This window comes from Prevotella sp. TF12-30, from assembly GCF_003436715.1.
Classification (GTDB): domain Bacteria; phylum Bacteroidota; class Bacteroidia; order Bacteroidales; family Bacteroidaceae; genus Prevotella; species Prevotella copri_A.
The window spans coordinates 255709-272174 of the sequence record NZ_QSQJ01000001.1 but is presented as its reverse complement, the minus strand read 5'-3'; the positions used below and the strand labels follow the sequence as shown (position 1 = coordinate 272174).

Here is a 16466-nt window from a genome sequence, read left to right as displayed (position 1 = left end):
ATTATTCGTAATCCTGGTACAGGAAGTCATTGTATGGATACTTCTGTACGTGCAGTTCTCTTACCTTTTTATATAGCACCTCCCGGAACTCGTCGATGTTCTCCTTGTTCTTGGCGGAGATGAAGAGACAGTCGTCGTTGAGCTTTGCCATCCAGGTTTTCTTGAGATCTTCCAGCGGGATGTTCTCCTTCTCCATCGGAGTGAGGTCGTCTTCCTCCTTCTCCACCCAGGAGTAGTTGTCTATCTTGTTGAAGATGATCATCGAAGGCTTGTCGGAGCATCCTATCTCCTCCAGGGTCTTTTCCACTACCTGGATCTGCTCCTCGAAGTCTGGGTGAGAGATATCCACCACGTGCAGCAGGAGGTCTGCCTCACGGGTTTCATCCAGGGTGCTCTTGAAGGAATCCACCAGGTCGGTAGGCAGCTTGCGGATGAATCCTACGGTGTCGGCAAGGAGGAATGGCAGGTTATCTACCACCACCTTTCTCACGGTGGTGTCGAGGGTAGCAAAGAGCTTGTTCTCTGCAAACACCTCGCTCTTGCTGAGCAGGTTCATAATGGTGGATTTTCCCACGTTGGTATAGCCTACGAGAGCCACTCGGATCATTCTTCCGCGGTTCTTGCGCTGGGTAGTCTTCTGCTTGTCTATTTCTGCGAGTCGCTCCTTGAGCAGGCTCATTCTGCCGAGGATGATACGGCGGTCCATCTCGAGCTGGGTCTCACCCGGTCCGCGCAGACCTACCGATCCCTTTCCGCCACCGGAACCTGAACCACCACCCTGGCGCTCCAGGTGAGTCCAGAGTCGCTGCAGTCTTGGCAGCATGTATCGGTATTGTGCCAGCTCTACCTGCGTCTTGGCAGCTGCAGTCTGGGCACGCATGGCGAAGATGTCGAGAATGAGCGAAGTACGGTCGAGAATCTTCACCTGCAATTCCTGTTCGATATTTCGGATTTGCTTGGCAGAGAGTTCATCATCGAAGATCACCATACCTACTTCTCTGTCTTCCTCTTCCTTGATGTATTGCTTGATTTCCTCCAGCTTACCCTTACCCACGTAGGTGGTCTGGTTAGGCGACACCACCTTCTGCGTGAATCGCTTCACGGTGACGGCGCCTGCGGTATCTGCAAGAAATTCCAACTCGTCGAGATATTCCTTGGTCTTGGCTTCGTCCTGTGTCTTGGTAATAAGACCCACCAGCACAGCGGTTTCCGCCTTGACTTCTGATATTACAAATTCTTTCATTCTTTACGTACGTATTATTATAGGTGCAAAGATAATAAAAAAAATGCTCTTATTATATATATAAGGTGAAAATTATGTTTTTTTTATGAAAGGGACCGCAAGGTTACGGGGCGGAAATCGGTATTTGCGAACGCAGGAATCGGCATGTCTGAATGCAGAAACCTGAAAACTCTGGCGCTGAAATCTGAAAACGTTTACGTCTTTTTTCGGCAAAAAGATGCGTTAAATTTTGATTCATTTCAGTTTTTTGCGTACTTTTGCAACCAGAAAAGAAAACTGATTTTCAAAGATACAAATCATAACTACATAAAAACACAAACTGCTGAAACATTCAAAAACTCAAAAGCCTCGACGTGATGTCGGGGCTTTTTGGCATTAAATCCCTTTAAATTAGCGAAAAATATCTATTTTTAAATGATTATTTCTCCTCTTTCTTCAAGATTTTGCTTATCTTTGCAGGCATTAAAATAAATCAAACCTAAGAAGAAAATAATATGAAGCAAAAAATGAGTATCGCTGGTATTTTGTTGCTTGCTGCTTTGGGTATGCAGGCTAACAACTATACAGTGAAGTCGCCAGACGGTAAATTGGTGGTGAATGTTGCTTGTGAGGGAGGCAAGGCTTCCTACACGGTAGATTACAATGGCAGGCAGATGCTGGGAACATCAGCGCTCGGACTGGTTGCCAATTACGGTGATTTCTCTAAGGATCTCACCATGGGCATCCTGAAGGGTGGGGAAGTGAAGCCGCTTTCCTACAAGCTGACCCGCATCAAGAAGAGTGACATCCAGAAGGATGTGGTGGATGCTACCATCGGTTTCCTCAACAGTAAGAAGGATTCCATGACCCTCCATCTTCATGTAAGCAACAACGACATCGCCTACAAGTATGAGATGAGCCGTCCTAAGAAGGATAATCCTAAGTCGGTGATTATATATAATGAGGTGAGCGGATTCAATTTCCCGGAGAAGACCACTACCTTCCTCTGTCCTCAGATTACTCCGATGACCGGTTGGGAGCGCACCAAACCATCTTATGAGGAGGAATATACTCCGGATGCTCCGATGAACGTGAAGTCACAGTTCGGTGTGGGCTATACCTTCCCTTGCCTCTTCAAGGTAGGCAACGACGGTTGGGTACTGGTCAGCGAGACGGGTGTTTCAAGCGCTTATCCAGGCTGCCGTCTTTCTGATTACGAGCCGGGCAAGGGCTATACCATCGCCTTCCCTCAGAAGGGTGAGAACAATGGCATCGGTTCCGAATATGCCGGTATCCCATTGCCGGGCGAGACTCCTTGGCGCACCATCACCGTAGGTTCTTCGCTGGCTCCTGTCGTAGAGACCACCATCCCTTACGATGTGGTGAAGCCATTGTATGAGGCAAGTCAGGCTTACAAGCCATCGCGCTATACCTGGAGCTGGCTCATCTGGCAGGACAATTCTGTTAACTATGATGACCAGGTGAAGATGGTGGATGTTGCTGCTGCCCAGGGTTATGAAGCCATCTTGGTGGATGGCTGGTGGGACAAGCAGATTGGCAGAAAGCGCATCGAAGAGTTGAGTAAGTATGCCAAGAGCAAGAAGGTAAGCCTGATGCTCTGGTACAATTCCAACGGTTTCGAGAATGATGCTCCTCAGACTCCTCGTCAGATTATGAACAATTCCATCGCCCGCAAGAAGGAGATGGCTTGGATGAAGAAGATTGGCGTGGTAGGCATCAAGGTGGATTTCTTCGGTGGCGACAAGCAGGAGACGATGAAACTCTATGAGGATATCCTCAGCGATGCCAACGATTATGGTCTGGAGGTCATCTTCCATGGCTGCACCCTTCCTCGTGGCTGGGAACGTATGTATCCTAACTATGTTTCGAGTGAGGCTGCCCTGGCTTCAGAGAATGTATATTTCACGGATTATCATGCCAAGAAGGAGGCCTTCGAGATGACGATGCATCCGTTCTCAAGAAATGCCGTAGCCAGCTTCGACTGGGGTGGTGTGATGATGAACAAGTATCTCTCCAAGGATAACAAGAGCCGTCATCAGCGTTATACCAGCGATGTGTTTGAGATGGCTACAGCCATTACCAACCAAAGCAGCGTAAACTGCATCTGTCTCTATCCTAACAATTTGCAGGATGTACCACAGTGGGAGTTGGATTGGCTCAAGAATGTTCCTACAGCCTGGGAGGATACCAAGTTTATTGCCGGTTATCCTACCAAGTATGCGGTGGTGGCTCGCAAGTCGAGTGTAGAGAATGGTTCAGGTGCAGCACTTACAGCCGGCAGATGGTTTGTAGGTGGTCTGAATGCTACAGACAAGCCTCTTGCCCTGACCTTGGATTTGCCGATGTTTGCTGGTAAGACCGTTACTTATATCACCGACCAGCCAAAGAAGAAGGGCGAGAAGTCCTTCACTTCTGTCAAGAAGACTTTGAAGGTTGGCAAGGATGGCAAGGCAAAGGTGGTAATTCAGCCTAATGGCGGTATCATCATCGAATAATCTTCAAGTTTTATAGGCATCGATTGCCTACGTGAAAAAGTTTTTTTTCTCGAAAAAAGTATCAAAGTCTCATTTTTGCTTGGGAAATGTGATTTAAACACTTGATATGTAATAAGATATTAGAAATGAGACTTCTCGGTTTTTGAGCCGAGAAGTCTCATTGATGTATCATGGAAGTCTCATAAAACTATCTGTACGATGCGCAAGTTAATTATTGATTCTGTTTCAAACTTTCTCTCCGAATAAATCGTCCAATTCCACTTCGCTCTGAATCATGCCTTCCTGGGCATTCTTCTTTAATCCTGCAGCTGTAACGAAAGTTAGATGCAGTGCCTTGCTGGTATTTGACGCTTGGCGGAAGATTTCTCTTCTGTCCAGCAGTTTTTGCAAATAAGCAGGGGTGATGTCGTATGCCTTGAGAGAATACTTCATCTCGCAGAGATTGATAATCTGGTCTCTACGGTCTAATATAAGGTCAATCTGTGCACCTTCAATTCCTTTTTCCTTGTTGGCTTTCTGTTGCCAGGAATATACATTCGTCTGTACTCCCAGAATGCCTAGTTTTTTCTTAATCTGTGAGATATGGTGAAGGCAAAGCTGTTCGAAGGCATAGCCGCTCCAGGCACGATGGGACGGAGAGTCTATCATATTGCTCCAGAGATGTTCGTCGGTCTCCTCTTTACCTTTTATGTAATGTAAATAGAATAAAGTGTAGAGGTCGGTCAACTGATACATGGCACCATTCGACTTGTTTCCGAATGAGTTGTATTTTCTGATGAAGTCGCAGCTGATGAGATCATTAAATGCTTCTGTCAGTTTTCCGCCCGATGTGAGATGTAACGCCTTCATCACATCTTCTCTCGTCATACCCATCTTTTTCTTGGCAAGAAGTTCCACAATTCTTCGGTAAAGTATTGAATCCTTGAAGAGTGAACGGAACAGGAACTCGTATTCATTGGATAGTTCTGCGCCTTCTGCGAAAAAAAGCATGTCAATATTTTGAGGCAAGCTATATTGCTTGTCTATCATGTTGAGGTAAAACGGCGTACCTCCCATAATCATGTAGCATTCTGCAATCTGATGGCGGGTCCATACGATACCTTTTGATTGTAAGAAAAGTTCAGTCTCGTTAAGGTCGAAAGGGGCGAGGTAAATCTTTCTGGTTATCCGATTATGCAAGCCGCCTTTGTCGCCCAGAAGTTTGTTGGTCATCCAGGTAGTAGCTGAACCGCAGACGATGAACTTGATATTAGGCTGGTCTGAAGCCCATCCGTTCCAAAACAAATCTAAGGCACGGATGAAATTAGACTTCGGTGTATCCAGCCATGGCAGTTCGTCAATGAAGATGATGATTTGCTCTCTTTCTTCCAATAGGGTAGAGAGGTAGGCACGCAGTTGAGAGAATGCCTCGAACCAGGTTTTAGGTCTTGCCTGTTTCTGCCCGGAATACAATGCCAACTGCTCGCTGAAGTAAGCGAGCATCTCGTTCTTGGAGCATTGGTACACCCCCGTCATATAGAAACTAAACTTCTCGCCCAAGAGTTGTTTGACGAGATATGTTTTGCCGATTCGTCTTCTGCCATAGATGGCAATGAATTCGGGCTTGTTGGAATTGAGGCAATTCTCTATCAGCTCAATTTCCCGTTTTCTTCCAATGATATTTTGCTGCATATCTTCTTTAATTTTGATTTTCTGCAAAGATAATGCAAACGAGCGCAATGAAAGCTTGCTTTCAGATTGCCGAGTGCAGCTTATCTTCTGCAAAGATAATGCTAAATCATGAAAAAACGATGGAAAATTGGGAAAAAGTGCCGATAGTGGTGCCAAAAGTGCCTAAAAAAGCAACTTTTGGCACCACTATCGGCACTTTTTGCTGTGTTTATGCTGTTTTTTGCTGTGCGTAGATGTTCTATGGTTATGTCAATATAATCAGGATAAGTCACGGTAATGTGTCTACTTTTTCAGTTCATCAGTTGGTCTCTTTATGCCCTCCGGTTGGTCTGCTTGTGCCCGTTACACGGGCATCCGCAGCCCACCACGTGGGCATCGGCAGACCGTGTGCTGGGCAGCTATTGCCCATAGCGTGGGCAACGAGTGCCCAAATATAGGACTTGTTTTTGGGCAATATTCTTTAGGGCCTTTGCGCTGTTTAAACTATCTTTTTGCGCTGTTTAAACTGTTTTTTCTCGTGCATAGTGCTGTCTTTAATGATACTTCTATAGTATTTCATGATACTTCCATGATACTTCTTTCTGCTTTTTTAGAGAAGTCTCATTGAATGTAAATATAGATATATCAGTAATATAATATGGATTTTCCGGCGAAAAATGAGACTATGATACTTTTTTGTAGAAAAAACTTTTATGTGCGCGTAATCGGATAGATGCTATTTCTTTGTTTGTATCCTAACCAGGAGGTGAAGATTAGTATGGAGAAGCTTCTTGCAGTGATTTATGATAGCACTCAGTGTACTGTCAGCGAGTGGATAATTAAGGAGGGATGATAAACTTATCTGTGTCTATGCTTTGTTTCTGTTTTTAGAATCTAGCAGCAGCTTTATGCAATATATTTAACTTCTGATAAGCCGCATTATCCGTTTGAGCTGCCGAAGGGGTGGGAGTGGTGCAGGTTGGATGACATAGCATATGTGGCTTCAGGAAGTACTCCAGAAAAATCCTCATTCGTACCTAAGGGCATTCCGTATATCAAAATGTATAATCTGAGAAATCAGAAAATAGATTTTGAATATAAACCACAGTATATAACAGCTGAAATACATAATGGTAAACTGCAACGCTCAAGAACAGAGGTTGGTGATTTAATAATGAATATTGTAGGACCACCATTGGGTAAATTGGCAATTATTCCCCCATCGTTGCCGCAAGCAAATTTCAACCAAGCAGCCGTACTTATACGTCCTTATCTTCATAAGGATAATATTAATGTTTACCTAAAGGCTTACTTGGAAGAAATGTCTGAAATTAATTCTATATCCACCAAAGGCAGTGCAGGACAGGTTAATATTTCTTTGACCCAATCTCAAAATATGAGAATACCTCTTCCGCCATTACCTGAAATAGAGCGAATAATAAAGAATTTAAAGTATTGGCTATCATTTGTGGACAACATAGAGGAAAACAAGGAAAAGTTACAAGATTCTATAAGACAAGTCAAGTCCAAAGTTCTCGATCTTGCCATTCATGGAAAACTCGTACCACAAGACCCGAATGATGAGCCGGCAATTGAGTTGCTGAAACGCATCAATCCGAAGGCTGAAATCACTTGTGATACCCCCCAATATGGCAAGCTGCCGAAGGGATGGGGTGAAACTCATATTGGAGATGCATTTAAGGTTACTATGGGACAATCGCCAGACGGGAGTAGCCTAAATTCTATAGATGGTATGGAATTTCATCAAGGTAAAATCCTATTTGGGAACAAGTATTTAAGAAAATCGAATATTTTGACAAATTCTCCAACAAAAATAGCAGAAGCTGATACTTTACTATTATGTGTAAGAGCACCCGTAGGAGTGGTTAATATTACAAAGCAGAGAATATGTATAGGACGAGGCTTGTGCTGTCTTACACCAACTAAAGCTATCAACTTAGATTATGCTTTTTATATGTTGACTACTTTTCAAGAAAAATTTGAATCACAAAGTACTGGTTCTACATTTAAAGCTATATCAGGCAGCATTATAAAGAATGAACAATTATGGTTACCACCGCTTTCCGAACAACACAGAATCGTTGCAAAGATTGAAGAGTTATTCGCTCAGCTTGACAAGATAGAAGCATCATTATAACTACCATATTTAGCCATCGCAAGTCATATTCTTGCGGTGGCTAAATGCTATAGATACAGTTACCAAGTAACGACCTTGTCTACTATCTTCTGCTGTTCGCTTGCTGTACGACGCAGATAGATGCGTGTTGTTTCGATGCTCTCATGCCCCATGAGGTCAGCAAGGAGGGCGATGTCGTTGAAGCGGTCAAGGAAGTTCTTGGCGAAACGATGACGGAACGAATGTGGGTAAACCACATCACGGTTAAGACCGTACTTTTCGGCAAAATGTTTCAGCTGGATAGCTATGCCACGAGTGGAAAGGCGGTTGCCTGAACGATTGGTGAACAGATAGCCAGAGGAGATGTTTTGTTCTGTTAGCCATCTTTTGGCTTCAGTGCATAGCTTCTTCGGAATGTAAAGGCGGCGAATCTTGCCTCCTTTGCTATACAAGTCAAGATAGCCAACCGCTACATGCTCAGCTTTGATTTGAAGCAGCTCGCTGACACGTGCACCAGTGGCAGCCATAAACCAAACGATGAAATACCATTCATCATAACCATCTGCCTTTAGCTTGGTTTTCAGAAACTTGTAATCGGCATCGCTGATGACGTTCTCCAAGAAGTTCTTTTGTTGCACCTTTACAAACTTCATCTTTAGCTTCTCTTGTTTGCTAAACTCCAAATACTTATTCATTGCTTGCAAACGCAAGTTTACTGTCTGTGGCTTGAAGTTCTCCATAAGATAACCCTTATAAGCCAACAGATTCTTCTTGTTCACCTCCTTGTAGTGCTCAAGAAAATAGTTGATAGTCCACAGGTACGATGTTACCGTGTTCTTTGTCAAGTTTGCCTTGACCAAATACTTTTCAAATTGTGTTACCATATTGTTTTGTATTAAAATGAATGGTAACAATATAAGATGTGTGTCAAGAATGGGAAATCCCCATTGTAAGCCTTTATGCTTGCAATGAGGATTCAATCTTGTCAAGTTGAGAGAATAATTCTTCAATCTTTGCAACTATTCGCTGTTGCTCTGCAAGAGGAGGAATAGGCAATATCAGATTTCCTATTGCGGTTTTTGTAAGACTTGGCAATGCAGAACTTTTATCAAGTTTACTAAAGTCAAAATACAAACAAAAACAATAGAAGTATTTATCTTCTAAAATTTGATTGTTTGCTTTCATGCCAAATGCAGTATCAACATTCCAGAAATTCTCTTCAACAAAAATAGGATGATTTATAGTACCTTTTCTTCCGATAATGGTAGAACCAGCCAAGCATGTATATTCCATAGCCTTTCCGATAATACCTCCACTACCATAAATTGGATATTTACCAGTTGGTGATTCTACATTTTTCTGAGATTTACCATTAACAATATTTACAACAGAAGAAATCTTACATAAGTACCACCCCTTCGGCAGCTTGCCATATTGGGGGTTATCACAAGTGATTTCAGCCTTTGGATTGATGCGTTTGAGCAGTTCGCTGGCTGGCTCGTCATTCAGGTCTTGCGGTACGAGTTTACCATGGATGGCTAGGTCGAGGATTTTGGATTTTGTTTGCTTGATAGTTTCTTGTAAGTTGCCCGTTTTTTCTTCTATACACTCAATCAAAGAGAACCATTTTACCAGCTCCTTAGCTATTCGACTTTGCTCTTTTATTGGTGGTATTGGAATAACCAATTCGCGGATAGTTGCCATAGACAAACTGGCCTGTGCTGTTGATTTAGATATGTTAGTCACACCTTGTTGCCCTAATGAACTCATGAAAAAAAACAGAGCATACTCCATATTTATGTTTTCGTCAAATGGCTCTATTTTAGCAACATTGGGTGCCAAATGATTTCGTTTGTTTGCATGAAATATGCACGTTTCTCCAACTCCAGCCCCAATAAAAGTCATAAGAAGACAATCTTTATACAAAGCACTTCTGGACAATTGTTCTGATAATTCAATTGTTATAGCTTCATTTTTATTTTCAATAAAGCGTCCCATTTTTACATTTTGAGCGCGTACAATTGGAACTGCATTCATTGGAGAAATTGCTTCTTTTGTAAAATGTTCAGTATATTCAAAACCGGCCAACTTTGTTACAAAGTAAATTTCATCTACCGTTGTCCACTCCCATCCCTTCGGCAGTTCAAAGGGATAATGCGGCTTATCAGAAGTCTTTGCAGACTTCTTTCCCTTCTTAATCTTTCCCTCTTTGATGAGTCTTTCCTTTTCAGCACGGATACGTTCGAGCAGCACCGATGCTGGCTCATCGTTGGGATCTTGTGGAACGAGCTTGCCGTGAATAGCAAGGTCGAGTATCTTTTGTCTTAATGCTTTTGTGTCCATTATTAATTCGTCTATTAATTTTAAGATTTATCTTCTTTTGAGAAGAACTGACAGAATTCCCTTAATTGTTGTTGCATTTTTTCTTGCGGAATTAAGATACGCTTATATTCCGCCACCATCGTAGGACTCATGCTGCGACTCATAGCATATTCAACAACAACCTTGTCCACATCAGGACATAAAATGATGCCTATAGAAGGGTTCTCGTTGGAACGTTTCACATCACGGTCAAGAGCTTCAAGGTAAAACTCTAATTGACCAAGATCTCGAGGATGGAATTTGGTTTTCTTCAATTCCACCGCTACAAGTGCCTGGAGACCGCGATGAAAAAACAGCAAGTCTGCCTTATAGGTAGATGCACCAACGGTGAGCGGATACTCTTGATCCATAAAGATGAAATCTTTACCTAATTCGAGAATAAATTGCTTCATATGCTCTATTAATCCATTCTTCAATTTGCTTTCATTGTATTTCTTTGGCAACCCAAGAAAATCTAAAAACACAGTGTCTTTAAACATAATAGGAGCATCAGGATATTGCTCTAATAATCCCTTCGACATATTACTTTTATTTCCGAGAAGATTGGAAAAAGTATCATTGTCAACACAGCGCTGCATCTCTCTTTTTCCCAGTTTTTCTTTATGTGCATAAAGAATATAGAATAACCGCTGTTCATAACGCTTACAACGACATAGTATTTCTATATGGTTAGTGAACGTTGTCAACTCCAAAATTTTAGGCATTTGTGCAGCCAGTGGCTGCACAAATGCAGCAGCACCATTTTTTGATTGTATTGCCTTACTTTTCGATACTAATTGTTTTACTTCAATTTGTGCAGCCATTGGCTGCACAAATTCAGCATCAAGATACTTATTTACTATCGTTGTGAAAGTTTCCGTAGAATATTCATCATAGAACATCACCATATTATATATGTTTCTTCTACTATATCCTTTTATCTCAGGATGTTGAGAACGGATATATTCAGATAGTTGGGAAATAACCTTGCTTCCCCATTCCTCACTTTTTAACTTCTTGGAAACATAGGCACCTACATGCCACGCTGTGAGCAGCATCTCCTTATTGACAGCCATAGACGCTTTACTTCGATGCTGAACTATCAGATTTACGACTTCAGTAAACTGCTGTTCGATGTTAGTGTTTATCAAACTTTTGTCCATTTTATACCTCCTTTATTCCACTCAATAATTTCTCCAACTCGCTTACGGCCTTGCTGATATTCATGCTCTGTTCCTTGATGTTTGACATCAATTGGCTCAATGGTAAATCTTCAGTATCATTACCCTGTTTTATCCAAGTGATATCAAGACTTGTCTTGTCACGAGCCATGATTTCATCAATGCTATACTTGCGCCATCTGCCAGATGGGTTCTTGTCTGCATCATATGTCTCTTTGCGGGCATTGATGTCCTCAGCATGATAGCAGGTTACAAAGTCATCGAGGTGGTGACGCTCTAACTTGTTCGTAGCCAAGGTGTGTTTTACACCAGTGCGATAGTCGTAGAACCAAATATTCTTAGTTGGCTGTCCCTTGGTAAAGAACAGTACGTTTGCCTTTACTCCCTGTGCATAGAAAATGCCTGTAGGTAAACGGAGAATGGTATGGAGATTGAAATCCGACAAGAGTTTCTTGCGGATGGTCTCTCCTGCGTTGCCTTCAAAAAGTACATTGTCTGGCAGGACTACTGCTGCACGTCCGCCAGTTTTGAGCATCAGCATCATATGCTGAAGGAAGTTGAGCTGGTTGTTCTTGGTTTCAACATAGAAGTCTGGACGATTGATTTCAACAGAACCGGCAGGGCGTGTTCCAAACGGCGGATTGGCAAGGATGACATCTACCAAGGTGGAAGGTTCTTTCTCCAAAGAGTCCTCGCATACGATAGGGCTGTGGTCTGTGCCTATACCATGAAGATAAAGGTTCATGGAGGCAAGTGTAACCACAAGTGGGGTGATGTCATTGCCATGTAACGCTTTGTTGTTCAAAAAGTCCAATCTATCACGATTCTGGCTTTGTTCCTTCATGTAATCGTAGGCAGCAAGCAAGAAGCCACCAGTACCACAGGCAGGGTCGCATACGGTCTCACCAATTTGGGGTTGCAAGCAGTCAACCATAGCTTTAATCAGTGGACGTGGGGTAAAGTACTGACCAGCACCACTTTTTTTATCTTGACCATTTTTCTCCAAGATGCTTTCATATATAGCACCTTTTACATCACCATCCATGATGAGCCATTGCTCTTCATCTATCATAGTGATTACCTTCTTAAGATAGACAGGTTTGTCAATCTTGTTTTGCGCTTTGGTATAGATGGTGCCGATGAGGTCATCTTGTTGACTTAATAGTTTGAGTGTACTCTCATATTGCTTTACGAGATCATAGCCATCCAAGCCTGTCAAGTCTTTCCATCTATACCCAACAGGTATGGATGAATCCTCTCCAAAGAGTTCCATATTCTCGTCATCCATCTTTAAGAAAAGAAGATAGGTGAGTTGTGTGATGTAATCTGTAAATCCTACTCCGACTCCTGCTAATGTCGTAGCAAGATTCCATACCTTTTTTGTGAGCGTTTGCTCAGTTGTTATATTTTTAGCCATATTTATATACTATGCTGTTGTTCTTAATACTATAAATTTATATACGGAATCCAAAGCCTCGTCAGCTTTCTTCATGTTTCCGAAAGCTGCAATCAATTGGGCTGCATGGGTGACATCGTTCTTCCTTATCTCTCGCACGTTGCAGGCTCCATTGGCTGCGATGTATTCCACTATCTTGCCTATCAAATCCTTCTGCTTCGGTGTTATATCCATTTGTTTTCGACCATACCAAAGATTAAACATACTTCGAGCCGTAGGATAGGCACTTTCCAGTTTTTCTGTCTGATGGTAAGCGAAGCGTACCAGTTGGATGATGTTGGTAAGAGCCTCCGATTCTTCCTTCTTGGTCGTGCGGCGTACTTTATCACCATATACGATGGCGTATGAATTCCATAAGAGCTTTTGTGCAAAGCGGTTGTTCTCCATCTTCAACTTGTTTTCCAAATCTTTCAGCATGGAATAGGTGATAGGTTCTCCCTCGTTATTATATAGAATGCGTAAAGCTTCTATGTCATCACAGTGGTCGCAGCAATATTGCTCAAATGCATCTGTGGTACTTTGAGCCTCTTCTATAGAGAAACCTTTGGATATGAGCGTATCTTCTCCTGGCATCAGCGTGTTGACAAAACCAGCTGCAAGAATCAGTATGTACTTACGGACATTGGCATGATTAGCTATCGGAGATACCAAACCCTTACGTTCATTGTTAGGTTCATTGATATCTACGTATGGTGGCAATTGTGGCTGGTGCTCAGGATCGAGAGCATTATAGATGCGTTGAGCAATTTCCTGCATGTCATCATGAGCGATGCGGACAAATTCCTGTCGCTGTACATTATCTGCCTTATTGTAAAGTCTGGATAATGTGGCAGCAAGTCGCTTGAGGTAATTGTCTGGCAGATTTCCATGAGCGATACGTTCCAATAGTTCTTTTAAGGTGATGGTCTCTGTCTCAGGACCTTCATACTGACCTGGTATGATATGCTCATGTTCGGTTACTCCTACTGCATCAACTAGGAAGAAACAGTCTTTGCTGATAGCATTAGGTGTCACGTTGCGCAGCTGTTCGTCACCTATTGTCCGGACTCCACGACCTTTCATTTGTGTATAGAGGGGAGCTGAAGCCACATCACGCATAAACATCACGACTTCCAGAGGCTTTACATCTGTTCCTGTTGCCACAAGGGTACAGGTTACGGCAATGCGAAAGTCCTTGTCGTTACGAAACTGGCGTATCAGTTCATTGCTATCTCCTGCCGAATAGGTTATCTTCTGAACAAAGCGGTCATCCGTTCGCCCAAAAACTTCTTTAGCAATTTGAACGATATTTGTTGCATGGTTCTCGTTGAGCGCAAAGATGAGGGTCTTTGGAAGATAGTTCATGTTAGGCTCTCTTTGAGGGTCATTGAACATTTCTGTATAGACAGCATCACGATAAGTGGAAAGAATAAGTTTTATCTGGGCAGGGTTGATGATGCTTCGATTTAACTCTTCTTTCGTATAAGTCTTTGTTTCCTTTGTGCTTACGGTTTTAACTTCGCCTGTGTATCGAGTCTCAACTTTGGTTTTCTGACCTTGCATGATAGCTCCACCTTCTTCTGTTACCTTTGTTCTGATTCGATAGATGCGGCTATCGACGTTGACACCATCTATGACTGACTGCTCAAGCGTATAGTTTACAACACGGTTGTTGTTGAAGAATGCCATCGTTTCAGGGATTGGTGTTGCTGTAAGACCGATAAGGCGAGCTGCATCAAAGTATTCTAGCACCTTGCGCCAGTTGCCATAAATAGAACGGTGACACTCATCTATAATAATAAGGTCGAAGAAATCGTGTGGTAAGTTTGGATTGTCTGGTAATGTTACTTCACCATCAGCTGTATCTTCATCGTCATCATCTGTATCCGTAATCTCTTCTCCTTTTAAGAGTGAGAATAATCTTTGTATGGTACAGATAACCACATTGCTGTCTGTTGGTACTTCTGCCGACTTCAACCTGTTGACTGCATAGATTGTATTGAAGGCATCACCTGTTTCCGTAAGGCGGAATGTTCCAAACTCTGTTTCTGCCTGTTTTCCGAGGTTGTTGCGGTCAACAAGAAACAGAACACGACGCATAGGGGTATAGCTAAGCATACGATAAGCAGTAAGACATGCCGTATATGTTTTGCCGGCACCAGTAGCTAAAACCATCAATGCACGATTTTGACCTATACGGAAGCTTTTCTCCAATTCTGTTACTGCCTCATATTGGCATTCTCGCAGACCTTTCTTGTTCAATGTAGGAAGTCCGGCAAAAGGGTCGTCTATACCTAACATCTTTACTATTTCCTTTGGAGTAAGAATGCGGCTAATGTTTTCCCATTCAGAAGTTTCACGATGTCTATAATCAAAAAACTCTATTTCCTTGCCATTTGATTTGAAGAGGAAAGGCAAAGGTTTTTGCCAGGCTTGATAACAGTCAGGTACACTCTTTGCATATGTGATAGCCTGTTCACTCACAATATTGGAAGAAATATTAATTTCTTCTCTTTTAGCTTCGAGCACACCGACAGCTTTCCCATTGATAAACAGGAAATAATCTGCTTCAAGATTACCTTTGAGCAATCCCTCACGAATAGCTACGGCTGAGATGGTAGGCTCGTATTCATCTCGATTGACAACCTTCCATCCTGCATCAGCAAACCATTGGTCTATTTTGACTCTTGCTTTTTCTTCTGGCGTCATAGTTTTGTTACCTATTATTTTAGTTACAAAGATAATGATAATATTTCACTTGACCATTTATATGATTCACTATTTATACTTTTTTGTCTTTTATGGATGGTTTCTCAACTTTTTCTAGAAAACTCTTGTTGGTTTCAAAAGAAAATCGTAACTTTGCTGCTAGAATAGAAACATTAATAGCATTGAGATTATGAAGCAGGTAGATTCTTCTAAGTTTACTCCGCGGGAACAACGTGAGTACGAAGCCAGCAAAATGGCATATCGCGACATCAAGAATTCGATTGATACCGCCAAGAGAGAGGGAAAAGAAGAAGGACTAGCTGAAGGAATGGAGAAGGGTATAGAGAAAGGAATGAACCAGCGTAGCCTCGAGATTGCTAGGAAGATGCTGGCAAAAGGTATGGATGTTGCGACGGTGATGGAAATTACGGGATTGGCGGAGAGTCAGTTGCAGCAGCTTAAAGAATAAGGGGAAGATAGCGGCTCAGGGAAGATTGTCCGTGGATAGACAACCTTTCCTTACCAACATAAAATCTCATGAAATAAAAACTGTCGTAAAACGCAAGAAGTCTGCTGGCATCACTGCCAACAGACTTCACTTTTCACTAAACCGAACCTAAAATTCTATCTTATATTTGAAAATCATGTAAATTCTATGGAAACCTGAATAAGTCTTATTACCTTTTAAAAAAAACTAACCTAATCTATTCTTTCTTGTATAACGCCTGCAAAATGAACTGTCTTTTTCTATTTTATTATTCAGCAATCGTCTGCTGCTCTGTAGCAGTCTGCTCTGCTGGCTGCTGTTCTGTAGTCTCCTTCTGCTCAGTAGTTTCCTGCTGGGTAGAATCCTCTGTTGTTGCTGGAGTCTCCTCTGTTGCATTCTCCTGCTGGGTAGAATCCTCTGCTGCAGCCTGTGGCTGAACAGGAGCATCTACTGCCAATGAATCGGAAGGTGCATTTGGAGCTACTGTATCAACAGGAGCAACCTGAGCGTTACTAACCATTTTGCTTGATGCAAAAACGTTGCTTACTGAAACCATAACCAAAGCTGCGATAGCTGCAAACATAAACTTCTTCATAATCTTATCTTTTTAAAATTGTTACTAATTGATGTTACTTATTTGCTTGTGGATTCATTATCGAACCCGATCATCATAGTCACAATCTGCGTGCCAAAAAGATGAGAAAAATGGCTTTATGCTGATAATCAGGTGTTTATGCGTTTTGCGCCAAAAATGAATGGTGTGGAATG

Annotated in this window: 11 protein-coding genes; 3 read left to right on the top strand and 8 right to left on the bottom strand. The window is 42.3% G+C overall.

Annotated elements, in window-relative coordinates; all coding sequences use genetic code 11:
• Position 1: 1 nt before the first annotated feature.
• Positions 2 to 1243, bottom strand: coding sequence for a GTPase HflX (gene hflX, locus DXD25_RS01160; RefSeq protein ID WP_117661400.1), 1242 nt, complete (start codon positions 1241 to 1243; stop codon positions 2 to 4).
• A gap of 494 nt (positions 1244 to 1737) precedes the next feature.
• Here hflX and DXD25_RS01150 point away from each other — a divergent pair, with 494 nt between their 5' ends.
• Positions 1738 to 3738 (top strand): glycoside hydrolase family 97 protein, encoded by a 2001-nt coding sequence (locus DXD25_RS01150; protein ID WP_117661398.1) that lies wholly within the window; start codon positions 1738 to 1740, stop codon positions 3736 to 3738.
• 225 nt (positions 3739 to 3963) lie between these two features.
• On the opposite strand, the gene DXD25_RS01145 is transcribed toward DXD25_RS01150, so the two are convergent.
• Positions 3964 to 5409 (bottom strand): ATP-binding protein, encoded by a 1446-nt coding sequence (locus DXD25_RS01145; RefSeq protein ID WP_117661397.1) that lies wholly within the window; start codon positions 5407 to 5409, stop codon positions 3964 to 3966.
• 892 nt (positions 5410 to 6301) lie between these two features.
• On the opposite strand from DXD25_RS01145, the gene DXD25_RS01135 reads away from it, so the two are divergent.
• Positions 6302 to 7546, top strand: a complete 1245-nt coding sequence (locus tag DXD25_RS01135; RefSeq protein WP_117661395.1) for a restriction endonuclease subunit S — start codon at positions 6302 to 6304, stop codon at positions 7544 to 7546.
• Positions 7547 to 7605: 59 nt separating this feature from the next.
• On the opposite strand, the gene DXD25_RS01130 is transcribed toward DXD25_RS01135, so the two are convergent.
• The 5 genes from DXD25_RS01130 to DXD25_RS01110 all read right to left on the bottom strand — a co-directional run bounded on the left by DXD25_RS01130 (position 7606) and on the right by DXD25_RS01110 (position 15211).
• Positions 7606 to 8409, bottom strand: coding sequence for a tyrosine-type recombinase/integrase (locus DXD25_RS01130; protein ID WP_117661394.1), 804 nt, complete (start codon positions 8407 to 8409; stop codon positions 7606 to 7608).
• 73 nt (positions 8410 to 8482) lie between these two features.
• On the bottom strand, positions 8483 to 9868 hold the full coding sequence (locus tag DXD25_RS01125) for a restriction endonuclease subunit S (RefSeq protein ID WP_117661393.1): 1386 nt from the start codon (positions 9866 to 9868) through the stop codon (positions 8483 to 8485).
• Between the two features lie 20 nt (positions 9869 to 9888).
• Positions 9889 to 11049 (bottom strand): YhcG family protein, encoded by a 1161-nt coding sequence (locus tag DXD25_RS01120; protein WP_117661392.1) that lies wholly within the window; start codon positions 11047 to 11049, stop codon positions 9889 to 9891.
• Between the two features lies 1 nt (position 11050).
• Positions 11051 to 12484, bottom strand: a complete 1434-nt coding sequence (locus DXD25_RS01115; RefSeq protein ID WP_117661391.1) for a type I restriction-modification system subunit M — start codon at positions 12482 to 12484, stop codon at positions 11051 to 11053.
• Positions 12485 to 12493: 9 nt separating this feature from the next.
• Positions 12494 to 15211, bottom strand: a complete 2718-nt coding sequence (locus DXD25_RS01110) for a DEAD/DEAH box helicase family protein (protein WP_117661390.1) — start codon at positions 15209 to 15211, stop codon at positions 12494 to 12496.
• A gap of 190 nt (positions 15212 to 15401) precedes the next feature.
• Here DXD25_RS01110 and DXD25_RS01105 point away from each other — a divergent pair, with 190 nt between their 5' ends.
• Positions 15402 to 15680, top strand: coding sequence for a hypothetical protein (locus tag DXD25_RS01105; protein ID WP_117661389.1), 279 nt, complete (start codon positions 15402 to 15404; stop codon positions 15678 to 15680).
• A 286-nt stretch (positions 15681 to 15966) separates the two neighbouring features.
• Here DXD25_RS01105 and DXD25_RS01100 read toward each other — a convergent pair whose 3' ends face one another.
• A complete protein-coding gene (locus DXD25_RS01100) occupies positions 15967 to 16293 on the bottom strand; it encodes a hypothetical protein (RefSeq protein WP_117661388.1) in 327 nt (108 codons plus the stop codon).
• Between the last annotated feature and the right edge of the window lie 173 nt (positions 16294 to 16466).

Coding starts and splice junctions, on each gene's coding strand:
- DXD25_RS01115 (WP_117661391.1), bottom strand. CDS start 12,484: ATGGCTAAAAATATAACAACTGAGCAAACGCTCACAAAAAAGGTATGG.
- DXD25_RS01150 (WP_117661398.1), top strand. CDS start 1,738: ATGAAGCAAAAAATGAGTATCGCTGGTATTTTGTTGCTTGCTGCTTTG.
- DXD25_RS01120 (WP_117661392.1), bottom strand. CDS start 11,049: ATGGACAAAAGTTTGATAAACACTAACATCGAACAGCAGTTTACTGAA.
- hflX (WP_117661400.1), bottom strand. CDS start 1,243: ATGAAAGAATTTGTAATATCAGAAGTCAAGGCGGAAACCGCTGTGCTG.
- DXD25_RS01110 (WP_117661390.1), bottom strand. CDS start 15,211: ATGACGCCAGAAGAAAAAGCAAGAGTCAAAATAGACCAATGGTTTGCT.
- DXD25_RS01125 (WP_117661393.1), bottom strand. CDS start 9,868: ATGGACACAAAAGCATTAAGACAAAAGATACTCGACCTTGCTATTCAC.
- DXD25_RS01145 (WP_117661397.1), bottom strand. CDS start 5,409: ATGCAGCAAAATATCATTGGAAGAAAACGGGAAATTGAGCTGATAGAG.
- DXD25_RS01105 (WP_117661389.1), top strand. CDS start 15,402: ATGAAGCAGGTAGATTCTTCTAAGTTTACTCCGCGGGAACAACGTGAG.
- DXD25_RS01100 (WP_117661388.1), bottom strand. CDS start 16,293: ATGAAGAAGTTTATGTTTGCAGCTATCGCAGCTTTGGTTATGGTTTCA.
- DXD25_RS01130 (WP_117661394.1), bottom strand. CDS start 8,409: ATGGTAACACAATTTGAAAAGTATTTGGTCAAGGCAAACTTGACAAAG.